At 71.6% G+C, this 18,332-nt stretch carries 17 protein-coding genes; 10 read left to right on the forward strand and 7 right to left on the reverse strand.

Annotated features, from left to right (window positions below):
• Window positions 1–12 precede the first annotated feature (12 nt).
• From WD026_RS02405 to WD026_RS02430, 6 genes are read left to right on the forward strand one after another with little or no spacing between them, the layout of a single operon-like run.
• Window positions 13–960, forward strand: a complete 948-nt coding sequence (locus WD026_RS02405; protein ID WP_425722062.1) for a branched-chain amino acid ABC transporter permease — start codon at window positions 13–15, stop codon at window positions 958–960.
• The gene (locus WD026_RS02410) at window positions 950–1,858 is read left to right on the forward strand and encodes a branched-chain amino acid ABC transporter permease (protein WP_425722063.1); all 909 of its coding nucleotides are present in this window, start codon (window positions 950–952) and stop codon (window positions 1,856–1,858) included. Before WD026_RS02405 ends, WD026_RS02410 begins: the two co-directional genes overlap by 11 nt.
• A complete protein-coding gene (locus WD026_RS02415) occupies window positions 1,855–2,268 on the forward strand; it encodes a FixH family protein (RefSeq protein ID WP_425722064.1) in 414 nt (137 codons plus the stop codon). The genes WD026_RS02410 and WD026_RS02415 overlap by 4 nt, the downstream gene beginning before the upstream one ends.
• A gap of 38 nt (window positions 2,269–2,306) precedes the next feature.
• The gene (locus WD026_RS02420) at window positions 2,307–3,065 is read left to right on the forward strand and encodes an SDR family NAD(P)-dependent oxidoreductase (RefSeq protein WP_425722065.1); all 759 of its coding nucleotides are present in this window, start codon (window positions 2,307–2,309) and stop codon (window positions 3,063–3,065) included.
• 18 nt (window positions 3,066–3,083) lie between these two features.
• On the forward strand, window positions 3,084–4,022 hold the full coding sequence (locus tag WD026_RS02425; protein WP_425722066.1) for a glutathione S-transferase family protein: 939 nt from the start codon (window positions 3,084–3,086) through the stop codon (window positions 4,020–4,022).
• Between the two features lie 31 nt (window positions 4,023–4,053).
• The gene (locus WD026_RS02430) at window positions 4,054–4,659 is read left to right on the forward strand and encodes a glutathione S-transferase N-terminal domain-containing protein (protein ID WP_425722067.1); all 606 of its coding nucleotides are present in this window, start codon (window positions 4,054–4,056) and stop codon (window positions 4,657–4,659) included.
• 29 nt (window positions 4,660–4,688) lie between these two features.
• Here the strand turns inward: WD026_RS02430 and WD026_RS02435 are convergent, their stop codons facing one another.
• Complete coding sequence (locus WD026_RS02435) at window positions 4,689–5,525, reverse strand: HpcH/HpaI aldolase/citrate lyase family protein (RefSeq protein WP_425722068.1); 837 nt, start codon at window positions 5,523–5,525, stop codon at window positions 4,689–4,691.
• Window positions 5,526–5,586: 61 nt separating this feature from the next.
• A complete protein-coding gene (locus tag WD026_RS02440; protein ID WP_425722069.1) occupies window positions 5,587–6,501 on the reverse strand; it encodes a LysR family transcriptional regulator in 915 nt (304 codons plus the stop codon).
• Between the two features lie 211 nt (window positions 6,502–6,712).
• Between WD026_RS02440 and WD026_RS02445 the strand changes: the two genes are divergently transcribed.
• The 3 genes from WD026_RS02445 to WD026_RS02455 are packed head-to-tail and all read left to right on the forward strand — an operon-like array spanning window position 6,713 to window position 9,403.
• A complete protein-coding gene (locus WD026_RS02445) occupies window positions 6,713–7,474 on the forward strand; it encodes an SDR family oxidoreductase (protein WP_425722070.1) in 762 nt (253 codons plus the stop codon).
• Between the two features lie 7 nt (window positions 7,475–7,481).
• Window positions 7,482–8,339, forward strand: a complete 858-nt coding sequence (locus tag WD026_RS02450; protein ID WP_425722071.1) for an intradiol ring-cleavage dioxygenase — start codon at window positions 7,482–7,484, stop codon at window positions 8,337–8,339.
• Window positions 8,336–9,403: a maleylacetate reductase gene (locus WD026_RS02455; protein WP_425722072.1), complete on the forward strand. Its 1,068-nt coding sequence runs from the start codon at window positions 8,336–8,338 to the stop codon at window positions 9,401–9,403. The genes WD026_RS02450 and WD026_RS02455 overlap by 4 nt, the downstream gene beginning before the upstream one ends.
• A 31-nt stretch (window positions 9,404–9,434) precedes the next feature.
• Here the strand turns inward: WD026_RS02455 and WD026_RS02460 are convergent, their stop codons facing one another.
• From WD026_RS02460 to WD026_RS02470, 3 genes are read right to left on the reverse strand one after another with little or no spacing between them, the layout of a single operon-like run.
• Window positions 9,435–10,895 (reverse strand): efflux transporter outer membrane subunit, encoded by a 1,461-nt coding sequence (locus WD026_RS02460; protein ID WP_425722073.1) that lies wholly within the window; start codon window positions 10,893–10,895, stop codon window positions 9,435–9,437.
• Window positions 10,888–14,142 carry an efflux RND transporter permease subunit gene (locus WD026_RS02465; RefSeq protein WP_425722074.1) on the reverse strand — a complete coding sequence of 1,085 codons (3,255 nt, stop codon included), beginning with the start codon at window positions 14,140–14,142 and terminating at the stop codon, window positions 10,888–10,890. Before WD026_RS02465 ends, WD026_RS02460 begins: the two co-directional genes overlap by 8 nt.
• Before the next feature lie 14 nt (window positions 14,143–14,156).
• Entirely contained in the window at window positions 14,157–15,362 is a 1,206-nt protein-coding gene (locus tag WD026_RS02470; protein ID WP_425722075.1) for an efflux RND transporter periplasmic adaptor subunit, read from the reverse strand.
• 170 nt (window positions 15,363–15,532) lie between these two features.
• On the opposite strand from WD026_RS02470, the gene WD026_RS02475 reads away from it, so the two are divergent.
• Complete coding sequence (locus tag WD026_RS02475) at window positions 15,533–16,162, forward strand: TetR/AcrR family transcriptional regulator (protein ID WP_425722076.1); 630 nt, start codon at window positions 15,533–15,535, stop codon at window positions 16,160–16,162.
• Between the two features lie 19 nt (window positions 16,163–16,181).
• On the opposite strand, the gene WD026_RS02480 is transcribed toward WD026_RS02475, so the two are convergent.
• Entirely contained in the window at window positions 16,182–17,114 is a 933-nt protein-coding gene (locus WD026_RS02480) for a hydroxymethylglutaryl-CoA lyase (protein ID WP_425722077.1), read from the reverse strand.
• Window positions 17,111–18,331 (reverse strand): CaiB/BaiF CoA transferase family protein, encoded by a 1,221-nt coding sequence (locus tag WD026_RS02485; protein WP_425722078.1) that lies wholly within the window; start codon window positions 18,329–18,331, stop codon window positions 17,111–17,113. Before WD026_RS02485 ends, WD026_RS02480 begins: the two co-directional genes overlap by 4 nt.
• Between the last annotated feature and the right edge of the window lies 1 nt (window position 18,332).

Consider the following 18,332-nt stretch of genomic DNA (forward strand, 5'->3'; position numbering starts at 1 on the left):
GCAGGAGCGGCGGTGCTCGAGTTCCTGCAGCGCACGCTCGATGGCTGGCTGGAGGGTTCGGCCTACGCCCTGGTCGGGCTGGGCCTGACGCTGACCTTCGGCACCCTGCGCCGCCTCAACCTGGCCTATGGTGCCACCGCCATGCTGGCCGCCTATGTGGGCGCCTGGCTGTTTGCCCGCCATGCCTTCCCGGCCTGGGGCGTGGCCCTGGTGGTGGTGGGTCTGGCCGCGTTGATCGGCCTGTATGTGGAGCGGCTGTGCTTCGGCGCCATCGGCAGCACCCCGGCCAACCACGAGGGCCGGGGCAGCGCCCAGCGTGTGGGCGGCGGCTTCGACGGCGCCGAGGTGGTGGCCCTGGCCTCCAGCTTTGCCCTGTGGATGCAGCTGGAGCAGCTGGCGGTGAACCTGCTGCCGCGCCACCTCAACCCCTTCCCCAACCTGGCCGCGCAGACCGAGTGGAGCGTGGCCGGGCTGTACCTGCGGCCCGACCGGCTGGCCATTGCGGCGCTGGCGGTGGTCATCACGCTGGCACTGGGCCAGTGGCTGCTGCGCACCTGGGGCGGTCTGGCATGGCGGGCGGCGGCCACGCAGCGCACGGCGGCCGGGCTGGTGGGCATCCGCGTGGGGCAGGTGCAGGCCACGGCCTTCCTGGTGGCCTGTGCGCTCTCGGGCGTGGCGGCGTTTGCGGTGCTGTCACTCGAAGGCCAGGTCACGCCCATGCTGGGCATGTGGATGCTGACCAAGGGCCTGGTGGCGGCCATGCTGGGCGGGCTGGGCAGCGTGCGCGGCGTGCTGATCGGTGGCTGGCTGCTGGGCATCGTGGAGGCGCATGCGCAGGCCGCCTTCGGCGCGGTGGGGCGCGAATTCGCCACCTACGCGCTGCTGTTCCTGGTGCTGGTGGTCGGCCCGGCCGGCCGCGCCAGCCTGACCGGTGGGGGAGGGTGGCGCCATGCCGCTTGAGCAGGCGGTGGGCCTGGCCACCGACATCGCCATCCTGTCGCTGCTGGCGCTCTCGGCCTACCTGGTGCTGCTGGTGGGGCGCATCTCGTTCGGCCAGCAGGCCTACTTTGCGCTGGGCGCCTATGCCAGCGGCATGGCCTCCACCCTGGCGGGCTGGGCGCTGGCACCCTCGCTGCTGCTGGGGGCGCTGGTGGGCGCGCTGGCCTCTGCATTGCTGGCCTGGCCCACGCTGCGCCTGTCGGGCCTGAACTACGCCGTGGCCACGCTGGCCCTGGCCGAGATGATGCGCATCGCCCTGATGCGCCTGCACATCACCCGCGAGGTGGACGGCGAGGTGGTGGGCCCGCAGGGCACCGAGGGCTTTCGCGACATCCGCTGGCTGCTGGAGAACGATGTGTCGCCCGGCCAGTTCCTGCTGCTGTGCCTGGCCGTGCTGGGCGGGGCGCTGCTGCTGCTGGCCTGGCTGCGCCCGCGCCGCCTGGGCCTGGCGCTGCGCCAGGTGGGGCATGACGAGGTGCTGGCCGCCAGCCAGGGCCTGCCGGTGCTGCGGCTGCAGCTGCTGGCGGTGGCAGCGGCCGGGGCGCTGGCGGCCATCGGCGGCGGTCTGTATGCGCACCGCGCCACCTACATCGAGCCGGCGCTGTTCGACCCCATGCTGGGCGTGCACGCGGTGGGCTATGCCCTCATCGGCGGGCTGGGCACCGCGCTGGGCCCGCTGCTGGGGGTGATGTTCGACATCGGCCTGCTGGAGGCCACCAAGGTGTTCGCCGGCTGGCGCATGGTGGTGTTCGGCGGGCTGGTGGCGCTGTTCCTGCGCTTCCGTCCGCGCGGCCTGCTGGACGAGGCCACCGTGCACCGCATCGGCGCGGCCTGGCGCCATTTCCGGAGATTGCCATGAACCTTCGCTCCACCATGCTGCTGGCGGCCCTGCTGTCCACGCTGTTCCCTGCTGCGGCGCAGTCGCGCCGGCCCCAGGTCGACCTGGCCTGCGAGGCCCATGGCATGGGCCCGCTGCTGGACTGCACCGTGCGCCTGCGCGCCCCCGACGGTAAACCCCTGACCGGTGCTGCCGTGACCCTGGGCGCCACCATGCCCTCCATGCCCATGGCCCACACCGTCAAGCCGGTGAAGGCGCAGCCCACGGCCACACCGGGTGAGTACCGGGGCCAGCTCACGCTGGAGATGAGCGGGGCCTGGGCCATCGAGATCGATCTGGCCGGCCCGGTGCGCGACCGCGTGGTGCGCGTGCTGCAGGCCGAAGAGTGCGAGGGCGACGGGCGCTGCCCGGCCCCGCCGGCCCGTCGCTGAACGCCCCTCCTTTTTCATTCACCTGCACGGAGATCACCATGTCCCTTCCCCCCTTGCTCGACGGCCGCACCGTCATCGTCACCGGTGCCGCCACCGGCATCGGCCAGGCCTTCGCCCTGGCCTGCAGCGCCCAGGGCGCCAACATCGTGGTGGCCGACATGGGCCCGGCCGACGAGACCATGGACCTGATCGCCCGCCAGGGCGGGCAGGCGGTCTATGTGAAGACCGATGTGGCCGACAACGATTCCACCCAGGGCATGGCCGCGGCGGCGCTGCACCGTTTCGGCCGCATCGACGGGCTGATCAACAACGCGGCGTACTTCCGCGAGGTCAAGCTGACCGATTTCGAGGCCATCGACCCCGCCATCTGGGAGCGCATCTTCGCGGTCAACGTCAAGGGCGTGTGGCAGTGCTGCAAGGCGGTCATGCCGGCCATGCGGCAGCAGAAAAGCGGCGCCATCGTCAACATCGCCTCGGTGGTGGCGGTGGCCGGCCAGCCGGGGTATCTGCACTACGTGGCCACCAAGGGCGCGGTGCTGTCCATGACCAAGGGCCTGGCCAAGGAGGTGGGCCAGCACGGCGTGCGGGTGAACTGCATCGCACCGGGCTTCGTCATCACCGATGCCACGCGCAACCGGCCGGTGGAATGGCAGCAGAGCTTCCTCAAGGCGCGCGCCATCGGCCGCGAACAGAAGCCGGACGATCTGGTGGGCACGGCGGTCTACATGCTGTCCGATCTGGCCGGGTTCGTCTCGGGCCAGACGGTGGTGGTGGACGGTGGCCACATCATGTACTGAACCCGCCAGGAACGCCCCATGACCGACATCATCCTGCACCACTACCCGCTCTCGCCGTTTTCGGAGAAGGTCCGCACCACGCTGGGCCTCAAGCGCCTGGCCTGGCACTCGGTCGACGTGGCACCGCTGCCGCCGCGCCCGCTGCTGGCAGCCCTCACCGGCGGCTACCGCCGCATACCGGTGCTGCAGGTCGGCGCCGACATCTACTGCGACACCAACGCCATCCTGCCGGCGCTTGAGCGCCTGCAGCCCAGCCCCACGCTGTACCCCAACGGCTGCGAAGGCCTGGCGCGCGGCATGGCCTTTGCCTGGGAGCGGCAGGTGTGGATTCCCACCATCGGCGTGCTGGTGCACTACATCGGCGACGCCCTGCCGCCGGAGTTCATCAAGGACCGCAAGGAAGGCTACCTGGGCATCGACATCAGCAAGGCCGCGATGGCACCCGACCTGGCCCACCACCGCCAGGTGCTGCAGGCCCAGTACGCCTGGCTCCGGCAGGCGCTGGACGCAGCGGCCTCGCGCGGGCACGACTTCCTGTTCGGCAGCACGCCCTCGGTGCTGGACCTGGCCTGCTGGCAGACCACCTCGCTGCTGCGCAAGAACGCCCCGCCCGAGGTGGATGCGCTGGCCGGCCTGCAGGGGCTGGAGGCCTGGTACGGCCGCATCGCCGCCATCGGCCACGGCCGGCACACCCCCATGACGCCCGAAGAAGCCCTGGCAGCGGCCCAGGCCGCCCGCCCGGTGCCGGTGACCCACCTGCGCCCCGACGGCGACCCCGGCGGCCTGCAGCCCGGCACCCCGGTCACGGTGACCCCCGACGACAATGCCCGCGTGCCGGTGCACGGCACGCTGGTGGCGGCCAGCGCGGGCCTGGTGGTGATCCACCGGCACGACCCGCAGGCCGGCGACCTGCACCTGCATTTCCCCCGGCTGGGCTTCGACGTCATGCCGGCCTGATCCGTTTCAACCCATCGCGCAGAGGAACCCCATGCAACTCCTGGCCAACACCACCTCGCCCTATGTGCGCCTGGCGCGCATGGCCCTGATCGAGAAGGGCGTGCAGGTCGAGCCCACCATCGTCGATCCCTGGGCCGACGACGCCCGCCTGCGCGCGGCCAACGCCGCCACCCGCGTGCCCACGCTGGTGCTGGACGACGGCACGCCGCTGACCGAGAGCCTGCTCATCGTGCAGTGGCTCGAAGCCACCCGGCCGCAGGCCCCCAGCCTGCTGGGCAGCGACCCGGCCGGCGTGCTGGCCCGCACCGGTGTGGCGCTGGGCGTGATCGACGCGGCGGTGCACACCATCATCATCCGCAAGGTGACGGCGCCGGTGCTGTTCGACGAGACCCCGGTGGGCCTGCGGCGCCGCCGTTCCATGGCCGAGGGCATGGAGCGCCTGGAGGCCCTGGCCGCATCGGGTGCGCTCAAAGCCGATGCCACGCCCACGCTGGACGTGCTGGCTGCCATCGACGCGCTGGACTACCTGGACTTCCGCTTCACCGCAGCACCCTGGCTGCCGGCCATGCCGGCCCTGCGGGCGCTGGCTGCGTCCCTGGCCGAGCGGCCTTCGGTGAACACCACCCGGCCGCACTGACCGCGCCGGCCCGGCGTCGGCGTGTGGCGTCAGCGGGCAGCGGCCAGCAGCCGCTGCGCCCGCAGCAGCACCGGCCGGTCGATCATGCGGCCGTCCAGCTGCACCGCGCCGCCATCGCCGGCGGCTGCCACCACCCGCTCGGCCCAGGCCTTTTCCTGTGGCGTGGGGGCCAGCGCGGCATGCACGGCGCCCACCTGGCGCGGGTGGATGCACAGCCGGGCGGCAAAGCCCAGGCGGCGCGCCTCGGCGTTGTCGGCGGCCAGCGCGGCTTCGTCGTCGATGGCCGGGGTGACGCCATCCACCGGTGGCGGCAGATCGGCGCAGCGCGAGGCCCACACCAGGGTGGAACGGGCGTGCCGCAGGGCCTCGTGGTCGGCCGGGTCGATGCCGCCCAGGTCGAGCGCGTAGTCGATGCTGCCGAAGGCCAGCCGCTGCACCGCCGGCACCGCGCCCAGCCGGTGCGCCTGGCCCAGGCCCAGGGCGGTCTCGATCAGGGCCAGCACCGGCAGATCGGGCGGCAGGGTCTGCAGGGCCATGATGTCGCCCGCCTTGGGCACCATGGCGCCGATGCGCACCCCCCCGGCGCGCAGCCGCGCCAGCAGGGCCAGGTCGTCGGCGGCATGCGGGGTGTCCAGGGCATTGGTGCGCAGCCACAGCGTGCCGTCGGCCGCACCGCCCAGCGCGTCGGCCGCCTGGGCCAGTGCGGCGCGTGCGGCGGCCTTGGCGTCGGCCGGCACCGCGTCTTCCAGGTCCACGATCACCGCGTCGGCGCCGCTCTGCCGCGCCTTGGCGATGCGTTCGGGCCGGCTGGCCGGCACGAACAGGTAGCTGCGGGGCAGGGCCTGGGGGGAAGCGGTGTCCGTCATGCGGCCATCATGGCCAGAGCGCGGCGGACCGGCCATTGCCGGCTGCGAAAGCCTGCCTTGATCAGGCCGTAACCCCGGCCTCGGCTTCGGCCCGGCGGGCGCAGCGCTGCAGATGGGCCAGCAGGGCGCCCAGGGGCGAGTCGTCGGCGGCCGGTGTGCGGGTGCACAGCAGCATCTGGCGCGAGGCCCAGCTGTCGCTGATGGGCAGCACCCGCAGGTTCATGGACTGCGCCGTGCCGCGCGCGGCCTGCATGGGCAGCACGCCGATGCCCAGACCGGCTTCCACCGCCCGGCACACGGCCTCGAAGCTGCGCACCTGCACCCGCAGCGCCATGGGCTTGAGCAGCTCGGTGGCGTGCGATTCGAGCAGGCGGGTGAGGGTGCTGCCGCCCTCCAGCCCCACCAGGTCGTGCTCCAGCAGGTCGGTGAAGGACACGGTGGCCGGCAGGTCCAGCCCCGGCGGCGCCACGGCGGCCAGCTGGTCGTGCCGGTAGGGCAGGCAGGCCAGGCCGCTGGTGTCCACGCCTTCGACCACCACGCCCAGGTCGATGTCGCCGCTGCGCAGCTTGCGGATGGCATCGGCACTCCAGCATTCCTCCAGCACCAGGCGGATGTCCGGGTGCTGCGGCTGGAAGCTGGCGATGTCGGCCGGCAGGAACTGCGCCATGGCCGAGGTGTTGCCGTGGATGCGCAGCACGGCGGTGTGGCCGGCGCCGTAGTTGGTCATTTCCGCGCGCATGTGGTGCACCGCGGCCAGCACCTCGCGGGCCAGCAGCAGCAGGCGTTCGCCGGCGGCAGTGAGCTCCAGCCCGCGCGAGTGGCGCTCGAACAGCTGCGCCTTGAACTGGTGTTCCAGCAGCGACAGTCGCCGGCTGGCCGCCGGCACGGTGATGAAGCTGGACTCGGCCGCCCGGGTCAGGTTGCGGGTTTCGGCGGCCTTGACGAACAGGGCCAGGGAGTCGAGGTCGGGCAGCATCGGGGCGGGCTTGGGTGTTCCTTCAAGTATGTAACCCCCGCGGGTACCCCGCTGTCACCCCCGGATCGGTGAAAACCCGGGTGGCGCCGGGCCGGTGGTGCGCTTCGCTGCACGCAGCGAAACGCAGCCTTACCCATTCGGCAATGGCGCAGCCGGCTGCGCATCCGGACACTGCGCACACCACCACACACGAGGGAAGGAGACCCACCCCATGCCGAACCATTCGAGGCTCGCCGGCAAGATCACACTCGTCACCGGGGCGGCCAGCGGCTTTGGCGCCGGCATTGCCCGCGCCTATGCCCGCGAAGGCGCCACCGTGGTGCTGGCCGACCTCAACGAAGAGGGCGCCCGTTCGGTGGCGCGCGACTGCGGCGGCCTGAGCGTGGGCGTGCGCTGCGACGTGACGCGCCGCGCTGACATCGACGCTGCGGTGCAGCTGGTGCGCGAACGTTTCGGCCGGCTGGACGTGGTGGTCAACAACGCCGGCTGGACCCACCGCAACCGCCCCATGCTGGAGGTGGACGAGGAGACCTTCGACCGCGTGTTCGACATCAACGTCAAGTCCATCTTCCACATGACCCACGCGGTGGTGCCCCTGATGCGCCAGCAGGGCGGCGGGGTGATCCTGAACGTGGGGTCCACCGCCGGCATCCGGCCGCGCCCGGGACTCACCTGGTACAACGCCAGCAAGGGCGCGGTGAACCTGCTGTCCAAGTCGATGGCGGTGGAGCTCGGGCCCGACCGCATCCGCGTCAATGCCATCTGCCCGGTGATCGGCGAGACCGCGCTGCTGGAGGCTTTCATGGGCGTGCCCGACACGCCGGAGAACCGGGCGAAGTTCATTGCCACCATCCCCATGGGGCGCCTGTCGCGGCCCGACGACGTGGCCGCCGCGGCGGTGTTCCTGGCCAGCGACGAGTCGGCCTTCATCTCCGGGGTCGAGTTCCCGGTGGATGGCGCACGCACCGTGTGAGGCCCGCATGAGCCTGCCGCCGCCCCACGACATCACCCGCGCCGTGCTGGCGCGGCTGGAAGCCACGCCCGATCCGCGCCTGCGCCGCGTCATGACCAGCCTGGTCGAGCACCTGCATGCCTTCGCCCGCGATGTGCAGCTGACCGAAGCCGAATGGTTTGCCGGCATCGAGTTCCTCACCCGCACCGGCCACGCCACCAACGAATGGCGGCAGGAGTTCATATTGCTGTCCGACACGCTGGGCCTGTCTATGCTCACCGTGGCGCTCAACCACGACCGCACGCCGGGCTGCACCGAGGCCACCGTGTTCGGCCCCTTCCATGTGGAGGGCGCGCCCGAGCTGCCGCTGGGGGCCGACGTGGCCCAGGGGGCGCAAGGCATTCCCTGCGCCGTGACCGGCACCGTGCGCGGCGCCGACGGCACGCCGGTGGCGGGTGCCGTCATCGATGTGTGGCAGGCCGACGCCGAGGGCCTGTACGACGTGCAGCGCGACGGTCTGGAGCAGCACCAGGCGCGTGCCGTGCTGCGCGCCGACGCGCAGGGGCGTTTCCATTTCCGCACCGTGCTGCCGGTGCCCTATGCCATCCCCGACGACGGCCCGGTGGGCGACCTGCTCAAGGCCACCGGGCGCCACCCGTGGCGTCCCGCGCACCTGCATTTCCGGGTGCAGGCGCCGGGCTGGCGCACGCTCATCACGCATGTGTTCCGCCGCGACGATCCTTACCTGGACAGCGACGCCGTGTTCGGCGTGCGGCCCTCGCTGGTGACCGACTGGCCGCAGCAGGCCGACGGCAGCCATGCGGTGGCGGTGGACATCGTGCTGGACCGCGACCACGACCGCGCCGCAGCGCCCGGCACCCCATGAGATCCTTCGTGCACCAGGCCCCGGCCACCCGGGTGGTGTTCGGCGCCGGCAGCCTGGCGCATCTGGAGCGCGAACTCGATCGGCTCGGCCTGCGCCGGGTGCTGGTGCTCAGCACGCCCGGGCAGGCCGCCGCTGCCCGTGCCCTGGGCGAGCGCCTGGGCCCGCTGTGCGCCGGCGTGTTCGACCGGGCCGTGATGCATGTGCCGCTGGGCGTGGCCATCGAGGGCGTGGAGGCGGCCCGCAGCCAGCGGGCCGACGGCACCCTGGCCCTGGGCGGCGGCTCCACCATCGGCCTGGCCAAGGCCATTGCGCTGGAGACCGGCCTGCCCATCGTGGCCGTGCCCACCACCTACGCCGGCAGCGAGATGACGCCCATCCACGGCATCACCGACGGCGGCATCAAGCGCACCGGGCGCGACCCCCGGGTGCTGCCGCGCACCGTCATCTACGACCCCGACCTCAGCCGCGACCTGCCGGTGGGCATCAGCGTGACCAGCGGCATGAATGCCATGGCCCATGCGGTGGAAGCGCTGTACGCCAGCGACAGCACGCCCATGACCGACCTGATGGCCGAGGAGGGCATCCGTGCCCTGGCCCAGGCGCTGCCGGTGCTGCGCCACCTGCCGCGCGACGAGGCCGCCCGCAGCGACGCGCTGTATGGCGCCTGGCTGTGTGGCGCGGTGCTGGGGCAGGTGGGCATGGCGCTGCACCACAAGCTCTGCCACGTGCTGGGCGGCAGCTTCAACCTGCCACATGCCGAGGTGCACACCGTGGTGCTGCCGCAGGCCACGGCCTTCAATGCATCGGCCGCGCCCCAGGCCATGGCCCGGGTGGCCCGTGCCCTGGGGGTGGGCCATGCGGCGCAGGGCCTCTTTGACCTGGCGCGTGACAACGGCGCGCCGGTGTCGCTGCGCAGCCTGGGCATGGCCGCAGCGGATCTGGACCGGGCGGCCGATCTGGCCGCTGCCCAGCCCTACTGGAACCCGCGCCCGGTCGGCCCGGACCAGCGCGACGCGCTGCGCGAACTGCTGCAGCGCGCCTGGGACGGCACCCGACCCGACTGACGCGGACCCATGACGCCGGGCCGGCGCGGCTTCAGCGCTGCGGTGGCGTCCAGCCGCCGCCCAGGCTGCGGTAGACCGCCACCAGCGCGCCGGCCGTGCCCACCTGGGCCTGCACCAGCGCATCGCGCTGGCTCAGGGCTTCACGCTCGGCGTCCAGCACGGCCAGGAAGTCGGTCACGCCGGCTTCAAACCGCACGCGGGCCAGCTGTGCCGCCGTCTCGGCCTGGCGGGCGGCTTCGTCCAGCCGCGCTGCGCGTTGCGACTCGCGGTTGAAGCTGCTGAAGGCGCCTTCGGTCTCTTCCAGCGCCAGGGCCACCGTCTGCTCGAAGCGGGCCACGCTCTGCTGGGCGCGGGCTTCGCTGGCCCGCACGCGGGCGCGCAGGGCGCCCCCGTCCAGCGGGGTCCAGGTGATGCCGGCACCCAGGGCCCAGCGGCCCGACGCGGCGTCGAACAGGTCGCTGCCGCGTGCCGCATTGAAGCCCAGCAGGCCCGAGAGCGACAGGCGCGGGTACAGCGCCGACTTCGCCACGCCGATGTCGGCGGTGGCCGCGGCCAGCTCGCGTTCGGCCACGATCAGGTCCGGCCGGCGCTGCAGCCAGCCCTGCGGCGTGCCCACCGGCAGGGTCGACAGGTCGGTCACCGGCAGGCTGGGCAGGGGCATGGGCGCCGACAGCGAGACCATCAGCGGACGCGGGGGCTGCGCGGTCAGCGTGGCCAGGCGCAGCACGGTGCGGTCGATGGCGTTGTCCAGGGCGGGCAGCGCCGCCTCGGTGCTGGCCACCAGGGTCTTGGCCCGGGCCAGGTCGAGCTCGCTGGCGCGGCCGGCGTCCACCCGGGCCTGGGTGATGCGCAGCGACTCGCGCTGGTTGCCCAGGGCCTGGTCGGTCACCTGGCGGCGCTGCTGCAGGCCGCGCAGCTCCAGGTAGTTGCGCGCCACCTCGGCGGCAACAGTGGTGTGGGCCGCCGAGATGCCGGCCTCGCTGGCGCTCACGCGGGCGGCAGCCGCCTCGCGGCCCCGCTGCACGCCGCCGAACAGGTCGATCTCCCAGTTGGCAATGAAGCTGGCGTCAAACGTGTTGCCGGTGCGTTCGCTGCGGGTGGTGCCGGGGCGCTGGGTGATGGGCTGCACCGCGCGTTCGGCACTGCCGCTGAAGCCGGCCGAGGGTCGGCTGGCCGAGTCGGCCTCGTCGAAGCCGGCGCGGGCTTCCTGCAGGCGGGCCTGGGCGATGCGCACATCGCCGTTGGCGGCCACGGCGCGCTCGATCAGCGCGGTGAGCTGCGCGTCGTTGAAGCCGCGCCAGAAGGCCACGATGTCGGGCGTGGCCGGGCGGCTGTCGGGCCGCTCACTGCCGGGCTGGATGAAGGACGCATCCAGCGCCAGCGGCGGCGTCTGGTGGTCGGGACCGACCGCGGCACAGCCGGCCAGCACCAGGGCGGCGGCCAGGGCGGAAAGGCGGGGCATCACACGGATGGACATGAGGGCTTCAGACATGCTGGCCTCCTTCGGTCGAAGCGTTGGCCGGTGGGGTGGCCGAGCCGGCGGCCAGCCGCCGTGCGCGGCGCGAACGCAGCAGCACATAGAACACCGGGGTGAGGAAGATGCCGAAGGCGGTCACGCCCAGCATGCCGGAGAACACCGCAATGCCCATGGCCTGGCGCATCTCGCTGCCGGCACCGCTGCCGATGATCAGCGGCACCACGCCGGCACAGAAGGCGATGGAGGTCATGAGGATGGGGCGCAGCCGCATGCGGCAGGCGTGCACGATGGCGTCCAGCAGGGCTTCGCCCCGGTCTTCCAGTTCCTTGGCGAACTCCACGATCAGGATGGCGTTCTTGCAGGCCAGGCCCACCAGCACCACCAGCGCGATCTGCGTGAAGATGTTCAGGTCCCCCGGCTGCATGAAGGGCGGGAAGCTGGAGAGCCACACGCCAAAGAGCGCCGAGAGGATGCCCATGGGCACGATCAGCACGATCACCAGCGGCAGGCTCCAGCTCTCGTACTGCGCAGCCAGCACCAGGATCACCAGCAGCACCGAGATGGCCAGCACGGCGGCCAGCACCGGCAGCTTGATGGTGGTGCCCGGCACGGTGATGTCGCGGGTGAGCCGGTCCTGGTAGGCCAGTTCGGTCCACTCGTAGCTCATGCCGCGCGGCAGCGTGCGCTGCAGCAGCGTCTCGATCTCGGCCTCGGCCTGGCTGGACGAGAAGCCGGGGTTGGGCGCGCCGTTGATGTCGGCCGAGGGGAAGCCGTTGTAGCGGGTCACGCGGGTCGGGCCGAAGGTGGGCTCCACCGTCATGAGCGAACCGAGCGGCACCATCTCGCCGGCGGCATTGCGCGTCTTGAGCGCGGTGATGGCCGAGGCGTCACCCCGGAACGGCGCATCGGCCTGCACCACCACCTGGTAGGTCTTGCCGAAGCGGCTGAAGTCGTTCACGTAGAGCGAACCCAGGTTGACCTGCATGGTGTCGTAGATGTCGCCCAGGGCAATGCCCATCTGCTTGGCCTTGGTGCGGTCCACGTCGGCAAAGAGCTGCGGCACATTGATGTCGTAGCCCGAATAGGGCGTGCCGATGCTCGACTTCGGGTTGCCGTACACCTGGCCCAGCGTGCCCCACACCGCGCCGTACAGCGCCTGTTCGCCCAGGCCGCCACGGTCCTGCACCTGGATCTTGAAGCCGCCGGCATTGCCCAGGCCGTCCACCGCGGGCGGCGGCACCACGAACATGCGCGCGCCCTGGATGCTCTGGATGGCGCCATTGACCTGGCCCAGGATGGCGTTCTTGCTCAGGTCGGGCGTGGTGCGCTCCTCGAATGGCGCCAGACCGAAGAACACGATGCCTTCGTTGGGCGCGGCCGAGAAGCCGGCGATCGACAGGCCGGGGAAGGCCACCGAGTCGACGATGCCCGGCACCTTGAGCGCGATGTCGCTCATCTCGCGGATGACGGCCTCGGTGCGGTCGATGGACGCGCCGGCCGGCAGCTGCGCAATGCCGATCAGGTACTGCTTGTCCGGCGCCGGCACGAAGCCGCCCGGCAGGCGCGCGAACAGCAGGGCGGTGGCGCCCAGCAGCACGGCGTACACCACCAGCGCCACCGACTTGCGGCGCACCAGCCCGCCGACCTGGTGGCCGTAGCGGGTGCTGGCGCGGCCGAAGACGCGGTTGAACCAGCCGAAGAACGGGCCGAGCACCTTGTCGATGCCCCGGGTGAGGCGGTCCTTGGGGGCGTCGTGCGGCTGCAGCAGCAGGGCCGAGAGGGCGGGGCTCAGCGTGAGCGAGTTGAAGGCCGAGATCACCGTGCTGATGGCAATGGTCACGGCGAACTGCTTGTAGAACTGGCCGGTGAGGCCGGGCACGAAGGCCAGGGGCACGAACACCGCGCACAGCACCAGCGCAATGGCGATGATGGGGCCCGAGACCTCGCGCATGGCCTTGATGGTGGCCTCGCGGGCGCTGAGCCCTTCCTCGATGTTGCGCTCCACGTTCTCCACCACCACGATGGCGTCGTCCACCACGATGCCGATGGCCAGCACCAGGCCGAACAGCGTGAGCGTGTTGATGGAGTAGCCCAGCAGCAGCAGGAAGGCGAAGGTGCCCACCACCGACACCGGCACCGCCAGCAGCGGAATCAGCGAGGCGCGCCAGGTCTGCAGGAACACGATCACCACGATCACCACCAGCGCAATGGCTTCCAGCAGCGTGACCACCACCTTCTCGATGGAGGTCTGCACGAAGCGCGTGGGGTCGTAGACGATGTCGTAGCTCACGCCGGGCGGGAAGTTCTTGGCCAGCCGGTCCATGGTCTCGCGCACGCTGCCGGACAGCGCCAGCGCGTTCGAGCCGGGGGCCTGGAACACCGCGATGGCGGCGGCTTCCTTGTTGTTGAGCAGGCTGCGCAGCGCATAGCTGCCGGCCGACAGCTCGACACGGCCCACATCGCGGATGCGGATCAGGCCACCGGTGGCCGGATCGGCCCGCACGATGATGTCGGCGAACTCTTCCTCGGTGCTCAGGCGGCCCTGCGTGTTGACCGCGAGCTGGAACTCGGTGCCGGCCGGTGCGGGCGGTGCGCCCACGGTACCGGCAGCCACCTGGGCGTTCTGCTCACGGATGGCACCCACCACCTCGGCGGTGGTCAGGTTGCGGGCCGAGAGCTTGTTCGGGTCGAGCCAGATGCGCATGGCGTAGTCGCCGGCGCCGAACATCTGCACCGAGCCCATGCCCGGGATGCGCAGCAGATCGTCGCGCACATTGAGCTGGCCGTAGTTGCGCAGGTACAGCGCGTCGCGGCTGTTGTCCGGGCTGACCAGGTGCACCACCATGGTCAGGTTCGGGCTGCTCTTCTCGGTGGTCACACCGATCTGGCGCACGATCTCGGGCAGGCGGGGCAGGGCGCGGTTGATGCGGTTCTGCACCGCCGTCTCGGCGGCCTCGGGGCTGGTGCCGATCTTGAAGGTCACGGTCAGCGTCATGCCGCCGTCGGCCGTGGCCTGCGAGTCGAAGTACAGCAGGTTCTCGATGCCGCTGATCTGCTCCTCCAGCGGCGTGGCCACCGTCTCGGAGATCACGCGCGGGTTGGCACCGGGGAACTGCGCACGCACCACGATCTGGGGCGGCGAGACTTCCGGGTACTCCGAGAGCGGCAGCTGGAAGATGGCCAGCGCACCGACCAGGAAGATGAAGATGGAGAGCACGGCCGCAAAACGCGGCCGGTCGATGAAGAACCGGGAGATGTCCATGGCGGGGCTCCGGGTCAGTTGCCGGCAGGGGCAGCGGGGGCGGCACCGGGCTGGCCGGCGGCCGGGAACACCGGCATGCCGCGCTCGTCCACCTTCAGCACCTGCGGCTGCACCGGCACGCCGGGCATGATGCGCTGCAGGCCTTCCACCACCACGTTCTCGCCGGGCTTGATGCCGTCACCCAGCACCACGCGCATGCCGTCCTGCAGCGCGCCCAGGCGCACCGCGCGGAACTGCGGCTGGCCGTCCTGGCCGACCACGACCACCACCTTGCGGTCCTGGTCGGTGCCCACGGCGCGCTCGGGCACCAGGGTGGCGGTGTAGGGGGCGCTGGTGGTCATGCTGATGCGGGCGGCCAGGCCGGGCACGAAGCGCCCGTCCTTGTTGTCGAAGCTGGCGCGCAGGCGGATGGCACCGGTCTGCGGGTTCAGGCGGTTGTCCACGAAATCGAGCTGCCCCTGGTGCGGGTAGCCGGTCTCGTTGGCCAGGCCCAGGCGCACCACCGGCGGCTTGCTGCCGGCTGCGCGCACCCGCAGGAAGGTCTGTTCGCTGCCGTCGAAGTAGGCGTGCACCTTGTTGCTGGCGGCGATCGTGGTCAGCACCACCTGCTCGCTCACCAGGTTGCCGGCGGTCACGTTGGCCCGCGAGATGCGGCCGGCGATCGGGGCCCGCACGGCGGTGTGCGAGAGGTTCAGGCGCGCCACCTTGAGCGCCGCCTCGGCGGCTTCGATGTCGGCCTGGCTGGTGCGGTTGCCGGCGGCCAGCTGGTCGGCCTCCTGCTTCGAGATGGCCTTGCTCTGCAGCAGCTTCTCGGCGCGGGCCAGTTCGGCCGTGGCCAGTTCGGCGCGGGCGCGGGCAGCGGCCACCTGCGAGGTGGCGCGGGCCACCTCGGCCTCGAAGGGGCGCGGGTCGATGGTGAACAGCAGCTGGCCGCGCGCCACGGTGGCGCCGTCGGCAAAGTGCACCTTGTCCACCGTGCCGGCCACGCGGGGCCGCAGTTCGACGAATTCGGCCGCCTCGATGCGGCCGCTGAAGGTCTCGGTGTCGGTCACGGTGCGCTGCACGGCGGGCGACACGCTCACCGGCATGGCCGGCGGTGGTCCGCCCTGGGCGTCGGCACGGCCGCCGCAGGCCGAGAGGAAGGTGGCTGCGCCGACGGTCAGCAGGGACAGGGCGAGCAGGTGACGGATGCGCCGTGCATCCAGGGAATGGGCTGGCATGGGGTACTCCAGAAAGCCAGGGAACGTGGGGCCCGGGTGGGGCCTCCGGTCCGCTGGGAGGGCGGTGGATCGGCGAAAAGCCGAAATTCTATCGACTCATGTGAAACTTTTGTGATTCACCTGAAATTAAATGGGTGAAAATACAACCCGCATGCAAACATCATGGAACCATGAGCACATCCCACGATCAGCCTGACATGAGCCCGGAAGCCCATCCGACCACCCTGGACGCCGGCACCGAACCGACGGTGTCCGGCCGCACCGACGACGAAGCCCTGCTGGCCCGCCTGGCCCTGGCCCTGGTGGATCACCCGCGTGCGACGTTGCAGGAGCTGGCGCAGGCGGTGGGCGTGAGCCGGGCCACGCTCTACCGCTTCTCGCGCACCCGCGAAGAGCTGATCGACCGCCTGATGCAGCACGCCACCGGCTGCATGCAGCGCGCCATGGACGAGGCCCGGCTGGAGGAAGGCCCGGCGCTGGAGGCCCTGTCCCGCTTCGTCACCGGCCAGCTGGAGCAGCGCGAGATGGCAGCCTTCCTGGTGTTCCACTGGCAGCCGGAAAACATCCAGGACGAACGCGGCCGCACCAGCTGCGACGCCTACATGGAGGCGCTGGACGCCTTCATCCTGCGCGGCCAGCGCGAGGGCGTGTTCCGCATCGACATCGCCGCCCAGGCACAGGCCGAGGCCCTGATGTCCTTGCTCACCGGTCTGGTGGACGCCGAACGCCGCGGCCGCGTGGCCCGGGCGGGTGTGGCTGCCATGGTGGAGGCGCTGTTCCTCAAGGGCAGCGCGGCCTGAGCCCGGACCGGCCGGCGCCTCAGCCCGGCACCGCATGCCGCCGCGACGACGGCCCCGCCTGCAGCACCTGGCCCGACAGGGCATGGCCCACCAGCGGCGGCAGCTCGGCCGCCACGGCCAGCAGCGCGGCCAGATCGACGCCGGTGTCCACGCCCATGGCCTGGAACATGTGCACCAGGTCCTCGGTGCTCACATTGCCGCTGGCGCCGGGTGCGAACGGGCAGCCGCCCAGGCCACCCAGCGAGGCATCGAAACGGGTGATGCCGGCCTGCCAGGCCACCAGTGCGTTGGCCAGGCCCATGCCGCGCGTGTTGTGGAAGTGCGCGGTGAAGCTGGTGTGTGGCCAGCGGTCCAGCACCTCGCTGCACAGCCGTTCCACCTGCGCCGGGTGGGCCATGCCGGTGGTGTCGCACAGGGTGATGCGGTCAATGCCGAGTGCCGTGATGCGCCCGATCAGGTCGAACACCTGCTGCGCCGGCACGTCGCCATCGAACGGGCAGCCGAAGGCGGTGGACAGCGAGGCGTTGAAGGCCACCTTGGCCTCCGGCGTCTGGGCTACCTGCGCCACCACGTCCTCGAACTGTTGCAAGGAACGCTCGGGGCTCATGCGCAGGTTGGCCTGGCTGTGGCTCTCGCTGGCCGACATGACCAGGTTGATCTCGTCCACGCCGCAGATCAGGGCCCGCTCGGCACCGCGGGTGTTGGGCACCAGGGCGGCGTAGCTCACGCCGGGCACGCGCTCGATGCGCTGCATCACCTCGGCCGCATCGGCCAGCGCCGGGATGGCCTTGGGCGAGGTGAAGGAGGTCACTTCGATCTTGTCCAGGCCGGTGCGCGAGAGCGCATTGCACAGCCGCACCTTGTCGGCCGTGGGCACGAAGACCGGTTCGATCTGCAGGCCATCGCGCAGCGCCACGTCGTGGATGTGGATGCGATCGGCGCCGCGCTTCATGCAATGCCCTTCCGGCGCAGTTCGGCCATGCGTTCGGCGCTCAGGCCCAGCGAGCCCAGCACCTCGTCGGTGTGTTCGCCCAGGGCCGGGCCGATCCAGCGGGTGGCGCCGGGCGTGGCACTGAGTTGCGGCACCACGCCGGGCAGCGACATGGGTTGCCCGTCGGGCAGGGTGTGCGACTCGATCATGCCGCGCGCCTGGTAGTGCGGATCGGCCACGATGTCGGCGGCGGTGTAGATGCGGCCGGCCGGCACGGCGGCGGCTTCCAGCACATCGAGCACCTGGTCCAGCGTGTGCTGGCCGGTCCACTGGCCGATGGCCTCGTCGATGCGCTGCACCTGGGCCACGCGGCCGGCGTTGCCCGCCAGGTCGGGGTCGTCGGCCATGTCGGTGCGGCCGATGGCAGTCATGAGCCGGCGGAAGATGGCGTCGCCATTGCCGGCAATGGCCACGTACAGGCCGTCGCCGCACAGGTAGGTGTTGGACGGGGCGATGCCCGGCAGGCTGGCGCCGCTGCGCTCGCGCACAAAGCCCTGCACGCTGAACTCGGGCACCAGGCTTTCCATGATGGCGAACACCGATTCGTACAGCGCCACGTCGATGAACTGCCCGCCGCCGCCGTTGCGGCGGTGCTGCAGCGCCAGCAGCGCGCCGATGGTGCCGTACAGCGAGGCCAGCGTGTCGCCCAGGCTCACACCCACCCGCACCGGCGGCCGGTCCGGAAAACCCGAGGTGTAGCGCAGCCCGCCCATGCATTCCGCAATGGCGGCAAAGCCCGGGCGCTGGCTGTAGGGGCCGGTCTGCCCGTAGCCCGACACCCGCACCATGATCAGGTTCGGGTTGAGGGCGTGCAGGGCCTCCCAGCCCAGGCCCCACTTTTCCAGCGTGCCGGGGCGGAAGTTCTCGATCACGATGTCGGCGGTGGCGGCCAGTTGCCGGGCCAGCTCGGCGCCTTCGGGCTGGCGCAGGTCCAGCGTGACCGACTTTTTGTTGCGGCTCTGCGAGTACCACCACAACGAGGTGCCCTCGTGCAGCTTGCGCCACTGGCGCAACGGGTCACCGCCCTCAGGCGATTCGATCTTGATGACCTCGGCGCCGAACTGCGCCAGCAGCGACGCCGCATACGGCCCGGCGATCAGCGAGCCGAGTTCAAGCACCCGCACCCCGGCCAGGGCCTGGGGCGGGGTGGTGCCGGGGGCCGCGGCCGCGGTGCTCATG

This window comes from Hydrogenophaga sp. R2, from assembly GCF_049843595.1.
GTDB lineage: Bacteria > Pseudomonadota > Gammaproteobacteria > Burkholderiales > Burkholderiaceae_C > Hydrogenophaga.